Genomic DNA, 15,085 nt, shown 5'->3' with positions numbered 1-15,085 from the left:
ATTATTCCTTATTCGAACTATATTTCCGACTTGACCAGTTACCAAGCATGCGGTCAAAAATGGCGTTAATGTAAAAGCCGTTGGATAAATGGACACGAAGGCCAGCTGCAGCAGGGTGCAAAGCCCAGAGGGGGAACATTGCCTGCACCACAGCCACCGCACCGAAACTGAAAAGTGCGAGCATTATCAAAGCCCATTGCAGAGGACCCGGCGCGGGCGTCGCCGGCAATATGTCGGAGGTTACCCAGACCGAGGCAGATTGCAGAAGAAAATAGCTGGCTGTTGCCGCAAGCGAATAAATGATCGTGCGTCTCATCAGTGCTTTTGGCGCGGCGTCGGCTAGCCCTTGGGCCAGTAGATAAGCGACGCCGAACACAAGAATTGCACCCAGCGCGATCGCCTGCGGCGATTTTCCGCCCAGCCCCATGATAAGACCAATCCCGGCATAGATTGCCAGCGCTAGCAGGAAAGCGCGCGCCACAGCGGCGGCATCCGCAATCGCAATTAGCCCCGGACGACGAACCGATGTTACCATCTCAACAGAGCTGCCCGCATTTAAAAAGCTGTGCGCTTTATAGAGCGAATGGGCCACGATATGCAGCAGCGCGAACGGAAAAAGTGCGAGGCCACATTGCAGGATCATGAAGCCCATCTGGGCAATAGTGGACCAAGCAAGCGAGGTTTTAACCGCAGGTTGGGTGAGCATTACCAACCCTCCGAACAAAGCGGTGAAGCCGCCGATCATAACTAGTGTTGCCATAACGCCGGGGGAGAGCAGCATGACATCGGCAAAGCGGATGAGCAGGAAGCCGCCGCCGTTAATGACACCGGCATGGAGCAAGGCGGAAACGGGCGTCGGCGCTTCCATCACTTCGGTCAACCAGCCATGAAACGGGAATTGCGCCGATTTGAGGATGGCGGCAAAAGCGAGCAGTACTGCTACGCCGGTCGTAGTCCAATTGGTGTCGTCTGTCCGCGCCAGCGTCAGTATCTGTCCGATGTCGAACGTGCGATATTGCACGAATAGTAATATCGCCGCCACTGACAGCGCCAGATCGGCCATCCGCGCAATGAGGAATTTCTTACGCGCTGCGCGCTGCGCTCCCGGCCGTTCCGGGTAAAACAGCAGCAGCCGGTGCAAAAAATGGCTAGTAGCCACCCAAGCTATCACCAATTGAATGAGATTGCCCGCTACCACTAGCATCATTACGGCAAACAGAGTGAGGCAAAGCCACAACGTGAATCTGTTTTGCCCTTTTTCCCCATCAAGATAGGTCGCGCTGTAGCGCACAACGATCCAGCCGATAAAGCTGACCAGCAACAGCATTATTATGCTGACACTATCGATCCGGATAGACAGACCATATCCTAAAATTCCTGGTGCGGAAGAAGTAATATTTCCGGACATAACCAGCAAAGCTGCCGATCCAAGCGCTAATATGAACGAGGAAAATATGAACCCCTGTGACACACCCAGCGCCATACCCCCACGCTGTCGTTGCAAAGCTCCAAAGGTCGCCGCGATCAGAACTAGCAGCATTGTCAGCCATGGCAAAAAGCTAAAATCCATCTGGAACCTTCCCTTATTGGTGAATGCCAGCCCAATAGTCGCGTTATAACATCATTAAAAATTCATTGTTCATCGGTATTCATTCTGTTTAAGTGAACGATATGACTGATCTCAATTATAACCATCTGCGCTATTTCTGGGCCGTGGCACATGACGGAAACCTAACGCGCACCGCAGAAAGGCTGAACCTTTCACAATCCGCGCTATCGGTGCAGATTAGGAAACTAGAGCAGAGACTGGGCCACAACCTATTTGAACGGCGTGGGCGGCGATTGCATTTGACAGAAGTCGGGCGGATCACGCTCGACCACGCCGATACGATCTTTGCGGCAGGCAAGGACCTGCTCGGCACATTATCATTGGCCGGTGAAGCGAGGCAGGCATTGCGGATAGGCGCATTGGCTACGCTGTCACGCAATTTTCAGATGTCCTTTTTGAAGCCCATTCTTGGACAAGAGAATATTGAAATTATCCTACGTTCGGGGAGCGCAGATGAGCTTTTTCTGGGGTTAGAGGCGCTGAATCTTGACGTGGTATTGACCAATCAACCGGCTCCGCGTGATGATCTCACTCCCTTTATTACGTATAAAATTGCCGAACAGAAGGTGGGATTGATCGGTAGTCAGAAACGCCTTCAAGGTAATCAGCCACTTGCTTCTTTATTTATGGATCACCCGGTAATTTTACCATCGGTAGGCACCAGTGTGCGATCCGGTTTTGATGCATTAATGGAACGACAAAATATTAGACCAAAGATTGCCGCGGAGGTCGATGATATGGCGATGATGCGGCTTCTGGTTCGCGAGGATGCAGGACTAGCAGTCATCCCGCCCATAGTCGTGAGAGACGAGATTGCGACGGGTCAGTTATTGGAATCTAATATCAACCTTGACCTTACGGAAAGTTTTTACGCAGTGACGGTAAAGCGCAAATTTCCAAATTCCCTTTTAGCCAGACTGCTGAATACCTAATCAAAAGCAAGGAACTCGATTTCCGTGCCCCTCGAATTGACTCGCCCGGAACGACGAGTAGCGTCCCGTTGATCAACTTAATAAGCCGTGCGTTAAGGCCCCTAATCTTGAGCATCGATGCAATCTGCTCAGAACGCATTGACAAATTTTCGGTAAACCTGTGGCAAGGTGTTATCGCTAGAGAACCAGCGCTTCTTAAACTCAACACGAGCGATCGAGGAACGCCTGCTTTACCGAAGTGGGGCATTACCTAGAAACGACTGCAATTTGGCGCGAAGCAGCCTTTGACGTAAAATGCGACCGCGGCCTCATCTCATTGGATTGAAAGGCCAGAAGCTTTGCCGCACCATGAATAGCGGAAGTCTTTGGAGAAACCGGGTCCCTGACAGGAACCATCAAGCTCTGCCGTTCGACCGGCACAACCTTGCGCGATTATCAACTCCCGGACTTGAATGGCGTTGAAACATCACTCGCCGAGAATGATATCCTGGACCCGCACAGCGCCGACGACAATTTTATAGCCCTGAATAGAAAAACCGGACGCATCGCCGAGATGATCAACCCATAATCATTACATGCTCGAAACCGGATATAAAAACCCCCGACAGCCATGGGGAATGGCTTTCAGGGGTCAACTGTTCCGTACGTTTAAATATCTAGACTGCCTGCACAGAACCTTTTGGTCCGACAAAATACCAGATAATCAGTCCGATCACTGGCAGGATTACGATGAGCGCGGTCCAAAGCAATTTGGAACCAACCGATGTGCTGCTTCCCCAGACGCCGAGCAGTGCCCAGATATCCAGAGCCAGAATGACGAGTCCTAAAATTCCATATTCCATAATTTATTCCTTTCTTTTTAATTGGTCGCGAAAATTTAAACGGAGGCTTCGAGATGGTCGAGCAACCTCCCATCAGCCCGCAATTCGCCATTGAAACCGCTTAACAGCGCCTTCGCCGTCGTTGCGAGCTCTTCATTGGCGAGAGCATCATTCACTTTGTTCCGCAGATATTCTTCACCGTTTTCCACAGCTTCTACTGCCGCTTCGTCGTTGCCCTCCAACGCAGAGCTGATCGAGAGGAACATACGGTGCGCCTTAGCCAAAATTGTTCCCTCTTCAGCGGGTTCGCCCCCTAGGTAGCGAATTTCGGCCTGGGCTTTGGCGATCATAGCGTTCCGCGCTGCTGCCCGGTGTGTGAAAAACTGTTTGAATACCTCGCGATCAGCGACCTCTGCTGCCTTCTGGTATCCGTCTCTCGAATCAACCAGAGTTTCCAGAACGTCATTCAGAATGCTAATAGATTTATCGTTTGTCATATCGTCCTCATTCAGTTGAAAGTATAACTGACCAACCACCGGGCCCGGCAACAGTTCCAAAAAATGAGGACTATTTTCATCAAATTTGATTCAACAGGCTGAAACCACTGGTTTTCTGGCGGAAAATTTTTGGCTGCTTTGGGAAAAGGCCGCTGCTGGGTGGATTAAATTTACTCTGACCTGAGTGATAGGACGCAGTATATTCGGCACCGTCAGTGTTAACTGTTTTGCGGCTGGTCAAGCTTAGCGAAAGTGGATAAGCGCTATTTTACATCTAGATAGACAGCAGAGCTAGGGAGGGTTGCTACAACATGCCAGATAGCTTGATAACATCAATTAGCTATATCAGTACCGCGCGATCCGATCTGGAAACTTCGGATTTTCAGATTATTCTAGATAGCGCCAATCATCGAAACGCGGAGCTTGGCTTAACCGGTTTGCTCGCTTTCAACGGGCTGAACTTTATGCAGATTCTGGAGGGTCCGCGAGACAATGTCAATTGTTGCATTCGCTCGATCGAAGCCGATAAGCGCCATGACGGGATGGTAATATTTGATCGGCGCGAGGCTCAGCATCGGGAATTTCCAGACTGGAAAATGGCTGGCATCCTCCTAAGTGCGGAGGGATCCGATACCAAGCTTGGTATCGACGAACTTTTGTCTAGCAAGTGGGTTAAACCGGAGACGAGAAAACATTTCGTAAGCTTCAAATCCTTTGGCTCGCAAGCCGAATAATCTCAAAAAAAAAGCTCCCGCCTCCGGTATTGACTAGCCTTCGGTAGTTTTGCCTTGTGCTGCGGCCTGTCGCGCTTTTTCTAGCTCTCCAGCCTCTTCACCGTCTAGCGCAGCAGCAGCTTCTTTCGCTTTTTTCCGTACGTCCGCATTTTGCGCAAACTCATGCTGGGCTTCCTGATAGCGCCTTGAACCCTCACGACTACCCTCGCCTTCCATTTTTAGATTTGAATCATTTTTCTGCTGTTCAACTGTCATCATTTTATCCTTCAATTGGCTGTTCAGATATGCTCTCAACGAAGCTAAGCCACATTTGTTCCCGGTCAGTTGGACTTTTCCGGTAGAAAATATTATGGAACCTTTTCCCCCCAGCCGTGTTTTATCATCATGAAATCAGAGAATGCGAGGCCATCCTTTGCCAAATCAGGAAGAAAAAGAAGATGACGATCAAGAGCACGGATCCGCGTCGCCAAATCAGAACGCTACCGAAGCACTGGGGGGGGATAACGGCATGACATTGGAGACACAACAAGCACAGGATAGGCTGGGCATGGGCCTCAAAAACATGTATCAAAGCGTGCTCGACGAACCCCTGCCAGACAATATGTTGGCGTTGCTGGATAAGCTTGGAAAGCTTGATAGCGAGACCGGATCGGATTCAAACTCTGATGAGTGAGGATAAGCCGCTTTCGGATCCGGATTTCAAAATAGAATTGGCAGAAACCCTGCCGCATCTTCGTGCGTTTGGGCGGAGTCTGTCGGGAAACCCCGATACCGCCGATGATTTAGTACAAGACACTTTGCTCAAAGCCTGGGCAGCGCGGGACCGATTTGTCGCAGGTAGTTCGATGCGGGCTTGGACCTTCGTTATCCTGCGAAACACATATTTTTCACAGATGCGCCAGAATAAGTTCAAAGGAAATTATGACGAGTTGGTGGCGGAGCGGATATTGTCGACGCCAGCGCCACAACAGGATCCTTTGCATCTTGCGGACTTGCGACGCGCATTGATGGAATTGTCAGATGATCAGCGCGAAGCTATAATATTGGTCGGCGCTGGCGGTCATTCCTATCAGGATGCGGCCGATATTGCCGGAACCACTCTTGGTACAATGAAGAGCAGGGTCTCGCGAGCACGCGCAACATTGCACGGAATATTGGACGACGGCCGGTTTACCCAAGCGTCTGAAGGCTCGAACCAATCAACCGACTCTGCGCTGGAAAAGATATTGGAAGCGGTCGACGCCGCTACACTCTAGAAATGATAAGAACAAAAAGTCGCGCGCAGACAATATCTGCGCGCGACTTTTTGTTGAAACACTAAACAGCCAAAACCCGTATCAGGGTCTGTTATCTTTTGTCGCAGCTAGACGCTTCTCGTCCGATGCTCGATGAATTTATTATTCCCTACGCATCCTGCTGAGCCGGCGTGAAGAACAGCGCTTGGCTGATCGCCGCGCGGATGGCGTTGGGCTGGAACGGCTTGGTGATTAAAAATGTTGGCTCGGGACGCTCGCCCGTCAACAACCTCTCGGGGAACGCGGTGATGAAAATAACTGGAACCGTAAACTGCGCCAGAATGTCTTTTACAGCATCGATACCAGAGCTGCCATCCGCCAATTGAATATCTGCCAGCACCAGATTCGGCTTTGATTTTGCGACCGCTGCCAACGCGCCTTTATGGGTTGTCGCGGTACCGCACACTTTATGTCCCAATCCGGTGACAATCTGCTCCAGCTCCATCGAAATCAAGGCTTCATCCTCAATAATCAGAACATCTGATCTCAGCTCGTTTTCGATTTCCAAAATCGCATCTTCCAGCAACCCGTTGATAGAGTTGACGCCGACATCCACAATTTCAGCGACTTCATCGGTGGAAAAACCTTCCAGCGACGTCAGAAGCAATATCTGTCGGCTAATGGGCGGGATTTTTCGCAAATGATTCTGGACTGTATCGCCCTCGTCGCGCTCCACTTCCAGATTAGCGCTTTCCCAAATTTTGCAGAACGCTTTGTACAATTGAACCCGAAGATTATCACCGGCGGTGATTGTTTCAGGGTCAGCAACAATAGCCTCCAACGTAGCATTCACGAATGAATCCCCACTGCTCTGGCTACCGCTCACAACCCGCGCATATCGACGAAGATAAGGCAGATGTGGCCGAAGTTTATCCGCTAATGACATATAAAACCCTCCAATTTTGATTAATATACCCAATTCGATCCAATTGGTTCCAATAAAATCGAAATTTATGCTCAAAGATTTAGAGATGCAGGTTCGACTGGAACCGAAGCATAGTTCGATGGTAGTAATTGGGTAATATCCGAAACACGGGAGCGGCAATGACACTGACAAAAGCTGAAGATTTGGAATCAGATATTATATCGTCCGGCTCCGATCCGTTCGAACCCGAACGTTTGGCTACGCTCAACAGCTACGATATCATGGACAGCGAACCGGAGATTGTGTTTGACCGGCTAACCCATCTCGCGGCAAATATATTCAAAGTTCCCCTCGCTTCCATTTCATTTATTGATGACAAGCGCCAATGGTTCAAATCGGTGGTGGGGGTCAATCTGGAGCAGACCGCGCGCAACATATCATTCTGTCGTTTTATCGTGGAAAGCCGGGAAGCTCTTATCGTTAGGGACGCACAGGAGGACGAACGCTTTTACAAAAATCCTTTAGTACTCAACGCCCCCCATATTCGTTTTTACGCCGGCGCGCCACTGGTCGCCGAAAATGGTCTGGTGATAGGAACATTGTGGATCGGCGATACCCACGCACGAACCGATTTCAGGCCACCCGAAATCGAACAGCTGAGAACAATGGCCGATATTGTGATGAGCGAGCTGGAATTGCGTCGCGAAATCAGCGCGCGGAGACAGGCGCAAAGGCAGGCCGCAGAAGACCGCGCAAATCTCGAACTAACGCTCGCGCTCAGCAATACTGCAAGCTTCGTGTTAGATTTGGTGGAAGGGAAACTCACTTGGGGTGGTGCTTATTCGGAGGTCTGGGGCGAAGATACTGCGGACAATCTGGGCACCGAAGAAGCTGCGTTCGAGCGTGTCCACCCGGAAGACAGAGCCTCCGTGCAGGAAGCTATGGCTGCGGCGGGATTGCCGGGGAAAAGCTATGATGCCACTTTTCGGATCGTGCTCCCCTCCGGGCAGACGAAATGGATCCATGGTTACGGGGATTATGTCGAACGGAACGGGGCCCCCTTCCTTACAGGACTTAACGTAGACATAACCGAATCAATCGCTCAGCAGGAACAGTTAAAACTCCACACCCGGGAATTGCATCACCGGATGCGCAATCTGTTCGCAACACTACAGTCAATAATGTCCTTGACTAAAAAATCTGCGACCTCAATCGATGACTATATCGAGAGGATCCAAGGACGGCTGAGAGCCCTGAACCGGGCGCAACAAATATTGCTCGATACTAATTTCGTCACCGGATCACTTACCGCATTAGTGCAGGATTTGACGCAATCCTATCCTCGGATATTTTTCGAAGGTCCGGAAATCACAATCCCGGAGAATGCGATGGTATCAATATCTCTGGTGTTGAATGAACTAGCTACAAACGCATCAAAATACGGGGCGCTTTCCTCGAACAGGGGCAGGATCAGAATCCAATGGACCATAGAAACTGTCGACGAGGCGGAGCATATTATCCTTATCTGGTCCGAGAAGGGTACAGCAGAGCCGCTTAACACTGCGCCTAGCTCGGGCTTTGGAGCATCGCTCATCGATCATAGCGTCAAAGGAAACCTGCAAGGCGAGATAAAGCGCGAGTGGCGAGCAGAGGGCCTTGAGTGCACGATCCGCTTTCCGGTACCGGAGCTAACTAACTAGGTAAATATAGTCCGCACAAAAATTTTTCGAGAAAAGATGGAACCATGTTTGAAGCGAATCGTAAATGGTTCGAACCAAATGGAGGACGATTAAAATGAAAAAGATTTCGATTGCAGCAGTCGCAGCAGCGGCCCTGGCGCTTACAGCATGTGAAGCCAAAGTCACTGAAGAAGGCGAAATGCCTGAATTGGACGTAGATGTAGCTGGTGACGCCGGAAAATTGCCGGAAATCGACGTTGAAACTGCTGATGTTGAAATCGGCACAGAAAAAACCACTATCGAAGTTCCTGATGTCGACGTGACGATGCCTGACGAAAAATAGGTCAAACAGGATTAAAAAAGGGAGCTGGACATATTAGTTCAGCTCCCTTTTTTGTGCATGTTCCAGAAACAAAAAAAGCCGCAAAAGCGGCTTTTCTTTTATGTTATCGAGCGATCATCCGCGCATGGATTTCAGCATCCATATATTTTCTTCATGTTGCCCGATCCGCGAGGTCAACATATCGGCCGTAAAGACGTCTTCTGCTTCCTCCGCAATCGTGACAAACTCTCTGAACCGCTTCGCTGCAATTTCGTTGTCAGCGATCAATTCATCGAGCATTTCACTTGCTTGCATCGGTATTTTGCTGCTTTCGATTTTCGATAGTTTTTTGAACTCGTCATAAGATGCTGGCGCAATCTGGCCCAAAGCCCGCACGCGCTCCGCTATTGCGTCAGCTGCTGCGTGGAGGTCTTCATATTGCGCCTCCGTGAGCTTATGGAGGCTGTAAAATGCAGGTCCGGTGACATTCCAGTGCACACCCAATGTCTTCACATATAGAGTATAGCTATCCGCTAGCGCTTTACTGAGCGCCTTTGCAATACCGACCGTCTTTTTATCATCTATCCCGGTATCTATGTCATTTGTTTCAGTTACAGATTGTAAAATTGTAGTTGTCATAATCTAATCCTTCAGGTTGTTAAAAAGCCTCTGATTTCTGGTCATCCCCGTTAGAAAGCGAGCTGCGCCGGATAAGACGCCCTGACATTATGTGTTTTTCGATCATTCATATTAAAACAACACATCCGGAGAGAGTTGGTTCCAAAAACTCGCTCAACAACCTTATTCTTGACCCACTTGTTTATCCCTCCAAGTAAGCGTGCTGCGCCACCCAGACCTTGGAATTTATCGGATAGCCAGATGGCCTTTCTAAGCGCAGAAGATATCGTCAACGACACGGCGGGCGTGGTGGGAACATTCGACCAAACCCTGAGAGAACGGATAACGTTCCAAAAGTTGTGGCAGCGCCAGACAGTAAATCCGGCTTGCACTATCTTGCGCCAAGTCCAGCGCAAACGGCTGCAACACCGGTTCTTCGGGACTGCGTAAAGCCTTAACCAGCTCCGGGAATGGCAAATCCGTCAAACTTGCTGGAGCCTGCCCGCGCGCATCTACCATGACATCAAATCCTATGGTACCATCTTCAGTATCTACCTCGATGCGACCATCCTCCGTTTGTGAAAATTTTGCTCCTTCCTCAGTTGCAACAAGCTCAAGAACACCAGCATCGTACAGAGCGATGATGCGAGCGAGAGAAAGGTGCGGAACAGCAGCATAGCAATCAGCAAAGACTGGCATAAGATGATCGAGAAAACGCGAATAGTCTTCAGGCGTCAGTTCCCGCAATATATGATCGAACGCCTCGTGACCGCGAAGCAAGGCATAACGATGGAGGATTGTCTCCTTGCGCCGCAAGGTCTCGCGCGCCGCAGCCAAATCACGCTTCACCGCACGCAGTCCGCCAACTTCGCGCCGCCGTGAAAAATACGCTGGCGCAAACCCTTCGACAGTTCTCGCCGTTTTAGGCAAACTGTCCAGATAGTCGGGGTCAGCAGCGTCGAGCTCATCGCACAGAAGCGTGAACACGCGATCCAGCAGATCCTCAGATCCACGGGCAATCTCGTCGTTGATCGCTTCCTGTGTAATGCAGATCAGCGGCTCATACGGAAAGGGATAGTAGAAATCCCCCTCCGGCATGATCCCCATGTGCGACACCATAGTGATCCGCAGCGCATCATCTATATCATTCGGTAACCAGCTGATCCGATCCCCGCTTTCCTCAAACTGACCCCGCGCATGAGCAATTGCCCCCACGACGTCGATCGCCGACAGAGACGACCCAAGAACGCCGATATTGTCTTGGGCCAGCTCGGTGATATTGGTGTATGGCCACGGCGAGACCAGCTTGACGCCATCAATTTCAGGAACGCTTGACCAGGAATGACCCGAAGCGATTATGACAGCGTCAAACTGTGCGGTTTGTCCGAACTGCCCCGACCCGTAATGGATTGTCACCTTTGCTGTATCGGCAACCCTAATGTCGTTGACGCGGCTATCCGTGTGCACCGTGACCATGTGCCCTGCAGCGCGTGCATTTTCGCACAAATCCCCAAATTGCGAATGGAGATATTCACCGATCAGCACGCGCGGATAGAAAGCGCGGGCCGTTAGGTCATGCACGGACAGCTCCCACTCGCTAAGCTCGCGGGCCGGACGGTCCTTGAGCCAGTCTATCAGCGGCCGCTCAAGTGCAGGGATTTCGCGGCTAAAAGCGTTGCAGAGCATATAGTCCGCGTTCAGGGCGGGATCGTATGGCATGCCCACGCCCGCAGACGTCGAGGCTTCGAAAATGGTAATCGCAAGCGGTTCATCGCTGGAAGCGAGATGCTTCAGGAGGTAAATTGCCATGGGCCCGCTGCCCACGATTCCAATCTGACGCACGAATTAATCCCTTTCGGCAACACAAAACGCAAAACGGCGCAGCGCTTTAAAACGGATAACCTGAAGCGCGGCCGCATCGAAAACGGAATGTTACAGCCTGCTGGCCGAAATTGCGCTAGCGGTCTGTCACCCACCAATTTGCGATTACCACTACACGATCATCCGGCCAGCAAAACAAATATTTATATCCTATCACGCAAGATCGCGAACATCGGGCTCCCGATTAAAGAAACGCATCGCTGCGTTGTCGACAAACGACGCGTCAGCGCCGGAGACCCCGTCTGCATCATTTGGCACGTGGCAATGATCGAGCAACACAAGAGCGCCCTCGTCATAGCCAATCGCCTTTAAATGCGCCCAGGCATCGCAGACGAAGCCGACGGCCGCGCTGTCCGTGGTGAGTTTCTTGGCCGCCGCCTCCGTTAGAACCATGGCGACAGCATCGAGTAGCACCGAGGGGGTTCCTGCCAACTGGCCGTCGGCTTCCAGCGTTCCGCCTTTCACCTTGATTCCTCCCACCTTAGGGGCGATCAACATGGCGGTGCCGCCCTTGTCTTCGACCGCCTTCTTGATGTCGTCGATCGCTTTCTTGTCCGAACCTTCCGCAAACAGGATGCCCACCTGTCGGCCCTGCAATATGTCCTTGGCGTTCTTCTGAATGGACAGGGCGTCGGAGGTGCCGAGATCGACCGGCTCGCGCGCCGGCTTGGCGGCCTTCGGCAGATCAATCGCCAGGCCATCGGCAATCCGCTGGGCCAGATCCTCATCGATATTCCGTATCTGGGAAACCACGCGTTCGCGAACATGGGCCAGGGTTACTTTCGACAATTCGAAGACGATTGCCGAAGCGATATGCGCCTGTTCGTTTTCGGTCTGGGAAAGATAGAACATTCGTGCCTGGCTGAAATGATCGGCAAACAATTCTCCACGCGCCCGTACTTTTTCGGTCGGGTCATTTCTCTCGCCATTTTCGGTGAAAGAAGTAAAACCGGTTTCCGGACATTCGCGCGGGCCACCGTCCTCACCTGCTTCGGCGAGACTGTTCGGCTCGTAGTTGGCGCGACCTGTCGGCACCATTGTCTGCATCAGGCCGTCGCGCTCGAAATTGTGCATCGGGCATTTCGGCGCATTGATCGGGATCTGGTGAAAGTTCGTCGTTCCGAGACGCGATTTCTGCGTATCGAGATAGCTGAACAGTCGCCCCTGGAGCAGAGGATCATTGGAGAAATCGATACCGGGAATGACATTCGTCGGCAAAAAGGCCACCTGCTCAGTTTCGGCAAAAAAATTGTCCGGGTTACGGTTGAGTGTCATTTTACCAACGATCCGAACCGGAATTTCTTCTTCGGGTATTATTTTGGTAGCGTCGAGCACATCGTAAGGCTGCTTGGCCGCCCATTCCTCGTCAAAGGTCTGGATACCCAGTTCCCATTCGGGAAAATCACCCGCGTCAATAGCGTCGTGCAGGTCGCGGCGGTGATAGTCGGGATCGGCGCCGGAAATCTTGACCGCCTCGTCCCAGGTGGTTGACTGCATACCAAGCTTTGGCTTCCAGTGGAACTTGACGAATGTTCCCTTGCCCTCGGCATTGACGAGGCGGAACGTGTGGACGCCAAACCCTTCCATCATCCGCAAGCTGCGGGGCAGGGCACGATCGGACATCGCCCACATGATCATGTGCATGCTTTCCGGCATCAGGCTGATAAAATCCCAGAACGTATCATGGGCAGAGGCTGCCTGGGGGTAGCCGCGATCGGCTTCTGGCTTTACCGAATGAATGAGATCGGGGAATTTGATCGCGTCTTGGATAAAAAATGGGGCCATATTGTTGCCTACCAGATCCCAATTCCCGGCTTCCGTATAGAATTTTACGGCAAATCCGCGAACGTCGCGTGGTGTGTCCTTGGAACCTTTCGATCCGGCGACCGTCGAAAAGCGTACAAATAGCGGACAGCTATTCCCTTTTTTTTGGAAAAGAGCGGCCTTCGTCAACTCAGGAATGGCTTCGGTCACCTCGAATACACCATGCGCTCCGGAACCACGCGCATGTACGATGCGCTCAGGGATGCGTTCATGGTCAAAATGGAATATTTTTTCGCGGAGCACGAAATCTTCCAGCAGACTGGGTCCGCGTGTTCCAGATTTGAGGCTGTTCTGATTGTCGGAAATCCGGTGTCCGAAATTGTCAGTCAGGTGGGCAATCTCATTGCTTTGATCTGCATCTGATTTAACTTGTTGATGAGTTTCGCCTCCAATGTCTCGTTGCACTTCCACATATTCAGTACGGCCGCTACCAGGCTGGATTTCAAGAAGCCCGTTGTCGAGCGCAGGGCTGCGTGAAGTAGATTGCCGTTTCGACATAGGTTTAGATTTCTTATTGGTCATATAATCACTCCTCTGACTGCGGTTGCATAGGGTTGCATTGTTATGAGGAAACAACTCACCTCAATTTTCGTTCCCAAAAATCAATCTTGGAAGTTTGTGATTGATTTTCCCCAGTGTAATTTGAACAAATGGGGCTTTCGGCCGACGATTTTCGAGGATTGCAGCCTGCATGATACGACCATAGGTGGTGCGCGATTTGAAGGTATAGGCCTAAGGGAACCGATCTTGGAGGCTTGGAGGAATCCCAAGATCAAACGTAGCTTTTTCGCGCATACGCTGTTCGCAGTCCAAGGAGAAACGGATAGCCAAGATTTAGTTCTGCGTGAAAGGCCACTTTGATTCGACCTTCGCTCCAGCGTTCCAAGTGGTTTATTGCCAGTTGGTAGATCGTATTATGATATACTCATGTTGCATTTCCTTGGACCGATTGGGCAGAAATGGTCCAAAAGTTCCTACACTAAATCTATCCAGAGGCGCATATGCGCAGTGCTCGGAATGTCTAATTTTAGCAATTTCATAATTGCACGTAAATACCCGGAATTGAATGCAAAGCGGACACAGGATGCGGACTGCTGCGACTGTCCGCATCGGGGGAGATTGTGTTGAAAAACTCTCCCTTGCCAGCGTTGTAAAGATGTGATTCAGTATTTCTGTGGAAGCGGGAGATACTGCGATGATGGGCGAGCGGACGGTGATGCAGGAGGCACTATTTTACGGGTTCAGTCTGGAAGATCATGTGCCGGGTGATCACTTGCTGCGGTCGATTGATAGGTTCGTTGATCTGTCGAGTATCCGCGATCATTTAAAGCCGTTCTATAGTTCAATGGGAAGGCCCTCAATCGATCCTGAGCTGATGATCCGGATGTTGATTATCGGCTATTGCATGGGCATTCGTTCGGAACGTCGCTTATGCGAAGAGGTTCATCTCAACCTTGCCTATCGCTGGTTCTGCCGCTTGGGCCTCGATGGTGCGGTGCCCGAGCATTCTACCTTCTCCAAAAATTGACATGGCCGTTTCAGGGATAGTGATCTGCTGCGCAAGTTGTTCGAGGCGACCGTGCGGTGGTGCATTGAGGAAGGTCTGGTTGGCGGCGAAGGCTTCGCGATTGATGCCAGCCTGATCCGAGCGGATGTTGACCGACAGCGTGCGGTTCCCGGCAGTGAAGGTCTACCACCCCAAGCTGCGGGACGCGCCGTCACCGAGTATCTCGCAGTGCTTGACGATGCAGCGTTCGGTGGCGCGACGCCAGTCGTGCCCAAGTAGCTGGCCCCCACCGATACTGCCGCGCGATGGACCGCAGCGAGCCGCGAACGGGCCTTCTTCGCTTACTCAACCAACTATCTGATCGACCTGGACCATGCGTTGATCATGGATGTAGAAGCGACGACCTCGATCCGTCAGGCCGAGGTAACTGCACAGCGCACTATGATCGAGCGGACGCAGGAACGCTTTGGTCTGTGGCCGGACCGGCTTGTAGCCGATGCC

Annotated in this window: 14 protein-coding genes and 1 pseudogene; 7 read left to right on the top strand and 8 right to left on the bottom strand. The window is 51.4% G+C overall.

Annotation, left to right across the window (positions count from 1 at the left end):
- Position 1: 1 nt before the first annotated feature.
- Positions 2–1,570: a proton-conducting transporter transmembrane domain-containing protein gene (locus V7676_RS16425; protein ID WP_335660692.1), complete on the bottom strand. Its 1,569-nt coding sequence runs from the start codon at positions 1,568–1,570 to the stop codon at positions 2–4.
- A gap of 101 nt (positions 1,571–1,671) precedes the next feature.
- Between V7676_RS16425 and V7676_RS16420 the strand changes: the two genes are divergently transcribed.
- Positions 1,672–2,541 (top strand): LysR family transcriptional regulator, encoded by an 870-nt coding sequence (locus V7676_RS16420; protein WP_335660691.1) that lies wholly within the window; start codon positions 1,672–1,674, stop codon positions 2,539–2,541.
- Positions 2,542–3,197: 656 nt separating this feature from the next.
- Here the strand turns inward: V7676_RS16420 and V7676_RS16415 are convergent.
- Both V7676_RS16415 and V7676_RS16410 read right to left on the bottom strand, forming a co-directional pair.
- Positions 3,198–3,383: a PLD nuclease N-terminal domain-containing protein gene (locus tag V7676_RS16415; protein ID WP_335660690.1), complete on the bottom strand. Its 186-nt coding sequence runs from the start codon at positions 3,381–3,383 to the stop codon at positions 3,198–3,200.
- A 35-nt stretch (positions 3,384–3,418) separates the two neighbouring features.
- The gene (locus V7676_RS16410) at positions 3,419–3,859 is read right to left on the bottom strand and encodes a ferritin-like domain-containing protein (protein WP_335660689.1); all 441 of its coding nucleotides are present in this window, start codon (positions 3,857–3,859) and stop codon (positions 3,419–3,421) included.
- 311 nt (positions 3,860–4,170) lie between these two features.
- Between V7676_RS16410 and V7676_RS16405 the strand changes: the two genes are divergently transcribed.
- A complete protein-coding gene (locus V7676_RS16405) occupies positions 4,171–4,593 on the top strand; it encodes a BLUF domain-containing protein (protein ID WP_335660688.1) in 423 nt (140 codons plus the stop codon).
- 33 nt (positions 4,594–4,626) lie between these two features.
- On the opposite strand, the gene V7676_RS16400 is transcribed toward V7676_RS16405, so the two are convergent.
- Positions 4,627–4,851, bottom strand: a complete 225-nt coding sequence (locus V7676_RS16400; protein WP_335660687.1) for a hypothetical protein — start codon at positions 4,849–4,851, stop codon at positions 4,627–4,629.
- 250 nt (positions 4,852–5,101) lie between these two features.
- Between V7676_RS16400 and V7676_RS16395 the strand changes: the two genes are divergently transcribed.
- Both V7676_RS16395 and V7676_RS16390 read left to right on the top strand, forming a co-directional pair.
- Complete coding sequence (locus V7676_RS16395; protein WP_335660686.1) at positions 5,102–5,266, top strand: NepR family anti-sigma factor; 165 nt, start codon at positions 5,102–5,104, stop codon at positions 5,264–5,266.
- Complete coding sequence (locus V7676_RS16390; protein WP_335660685.1) at positions 5,259–5,849, top strand: sigma-70 family RNA polymerase sigma factor; 591 nt, start codon at positions 5,259–5,261, stop codon at positions 5,847–5,849. Before V7676_RS16395 ends, V7676_RS16390 begins: the two co-directional genes overlap by 8 nt.
- A 148-nt stretch (positions 5,850–5,997) precedes the next feature.
- Here the strand turns inward: V7676_RS16390 and V7676_RS16385 are convergent, their stop codons facing one another.
- The gene (locus V7676_RS16385) at positions 5,998–6,774 is read right to left on the bottom strand and encodes a response regulator (RefSeq protein WP_335660684.1); all 777 of its coding nucleotides are present in this window, start codon (positions 6,772–6,774) and stop codon (positions 5,998–6,000) included.
- A gap of 158 nt (positions 6,775–6,932) precedes the next feature.
- Between V7676_RS16385 and V7676_RS16380 the strand changes: the two genes are divergently transcribed.
- Together V7676_RS16380 and V7676_RS16375 are read left to right on the top strand one after the other, a co-directional pair.
- Positions 6,933–8,453: a sensor histidine kinase gene (locus tag V7676_RS16380; protein WP_335660683.1), complete on the top strand. Its 1,521-nt coding sequence runs from the start codon at positions 6,933–6,935 to the stop codon at positions 8,451–8,453.
- Positions 8,454–8,547: 94 nt separating this feature from the next.
- On the top strand, positions 8,548–8,775 hold the full coding sequence (locus tag V7676_RS16375) for a hypothetical protein (protein ID WP_335660682.1): 228 nt from the start codon (positions 8,548–8,550) through the stop codon (positions 8,773–8,775).
- Positions 8,776–8,889: 114 nt separating this feature from the next.
- Here V7676_RS16375 and V7676_RS16370 read toward each other — a convergent pair whose 3' ends face one another.
- From V7676_RS16370 to V7676_RS16360, 3 genes are all read right to left on the bottom strand, one after another.
- Positions 8,890–9,393: a Dps family protein gene (locus V7676_RS16370; RefSeq protein ID WP_335660681.1), complete on the bottom strand. Its 504-nt coding sequence runs from the start codon at positions 9,391–9,393 to the stop codon at positions 8,890–8,892.
- 249 nt (positions 9,394–9,642) lie between these two features.
- Positions 9,643–11,196 carry an FAD/NAD(P)-binding protein gene (locus tag V7676_RS16365; RefSeq protein WP_335660727.1) on the bottom strand — a complete coding sequence of 518 codons (1,554 nt, stop codon included), beginning with the start codon at positions 11,194–11,196 and terminating at the stop codon, positions 9,643–9,645.
- A 210-nt stretch (positions 11,197–11,406) separates the two neighbouring features.
- The gene (locus tag V7676_RS16360; RefSeq protein WP_335660680.1) at positions 11,407–13,599 is read right to left on the bottom strand and encodes a catalase; all 2,193 of its coding nucleotides are present in this window, start codon (positions 13,597–13,599) and stop codon (positions 11,407–11,409) included.
- A 673-nt stretch (positions 13,600–14,272) separates the two neighbouring features.
- Between V7676_RS16360 and V7676_RS16355 the strand changes: the two are divergent.
- Positions 14,273–15,085 (top strand): annotated as a pseudogene (locus tag V7676_RS16355) (transposase); the annotation flags it as partial.

The sequence above is a fragment of the Parasphingorhabdus sp. genome (genome assembly GCF_036963805.1).
Classification (GTDB): domain Bacteria; phylum Pseudomonadota; class Alphaproteobacteria; order Sphingomonadales; family Sphingomonadaceae; genus Parasphingorhabdus.
Note: the sequence above shows the minus strand (reverse complement) of the source record. Positions and strands in the feature narration are given on the sequence as shown.

What these genes read in the sequence shown, in the direction of transcription:
- V7676_RS16425 (WP_335660692.1), bottom strand. Translation starts at nt 1,570, where the DNA reads ATGGATTTTAGCTTTTTGCCATGGCTGACAATGCTGCTAGTTCTGATC.
- V7676_RS16420 (WP_335660691.1), top strand. Translation starts at nt 1,672, where the DNA reads ATGACTGATCTCAATTATAACCATCTGCGCTATTTCTGGGCCGTGGCA.
- V7676_RS16415 (WP_335660690.1), bottom strand. Translation starts at nt 3,383, where the DNA reads ATGGAATATGGAATTTTAGGACTCGTCATTCTGGCTCTGGATATCTGG.
- V7676_RS16410 (WP_335660689.1), bottom strand. Translation starts at nt 3,859, where the DNA reads ATGACAAACGATAAATCTATTAGCATTCTGAATGACGTTCTGGAAACT.
- V7676_RS16405 (WP_335660688.1), top strand. Translation starts at nt 4,171, where the DNA reads ATGCCAGATAGCTTGATAACATCAATTAGCTATATCAGTACCGCGCGA.
- V7676_RS16400 (WP_335660687.1), bottom strand. Translation starts at nt 4,851, where the DNA reads ATGATGACAGTTGAACAGCAGAAAAATGATTCAAATCTAAAAATGGAA.
- V7676_RS16395 (WP_335660686.1), top strand. Translation starts at nt 5,102, where the DNA reads ATGACATTGGAGACACAACAAGCACAGGATAGGCTGGGCATGGGCCTC.
- V7676_RS16390 (WP_335660685.1), top strand. Translation starts at nt 5,259, where the DNA reads ATGAGTGAGGATAAGCCGCTTTCGGATCCGGATTTCAAAATAGAATTG.
- V7676_RS16385 (WP_335660684.1), bottom strand. Translation starts at nt 6,774, where the DNA reads ATGTCATTAGCGGATAAACTTCGGCCACATCTGCCTTATCTTCGTCGA.
- V7676_RS16380 (WP_335660683.1), top strand. Translation starts at nt 6,933, where the DNA reads ATGACACTGACAAAAGCTGAAGATTTGGAATCAGATATTATATCGTCC.
- V7676_RS16375 (WP_335660682.1), top strand. Translation starts at nt 8,548, where the DNA reads ATGAAAAAGATTTCGATTGCAGCAGTCGCAGCAGCGGCCCTGGCGCTT.
- V7676_RS16370 (WP_335660681.1), bottom strand. Translation starts at nt 9,393, where the DNA reads ATGACAACTACAATTTTACAATCTGTAACTGAAACAAATGACATAGAT.
- V7676_RS16360 (WP_335660680.1), bottom strand. Translation starts at nt 13,599, where the DNA reads ATGACCAATAAGAAATCTAAACCTATGTCGAAACGGCAATCTACTTCA.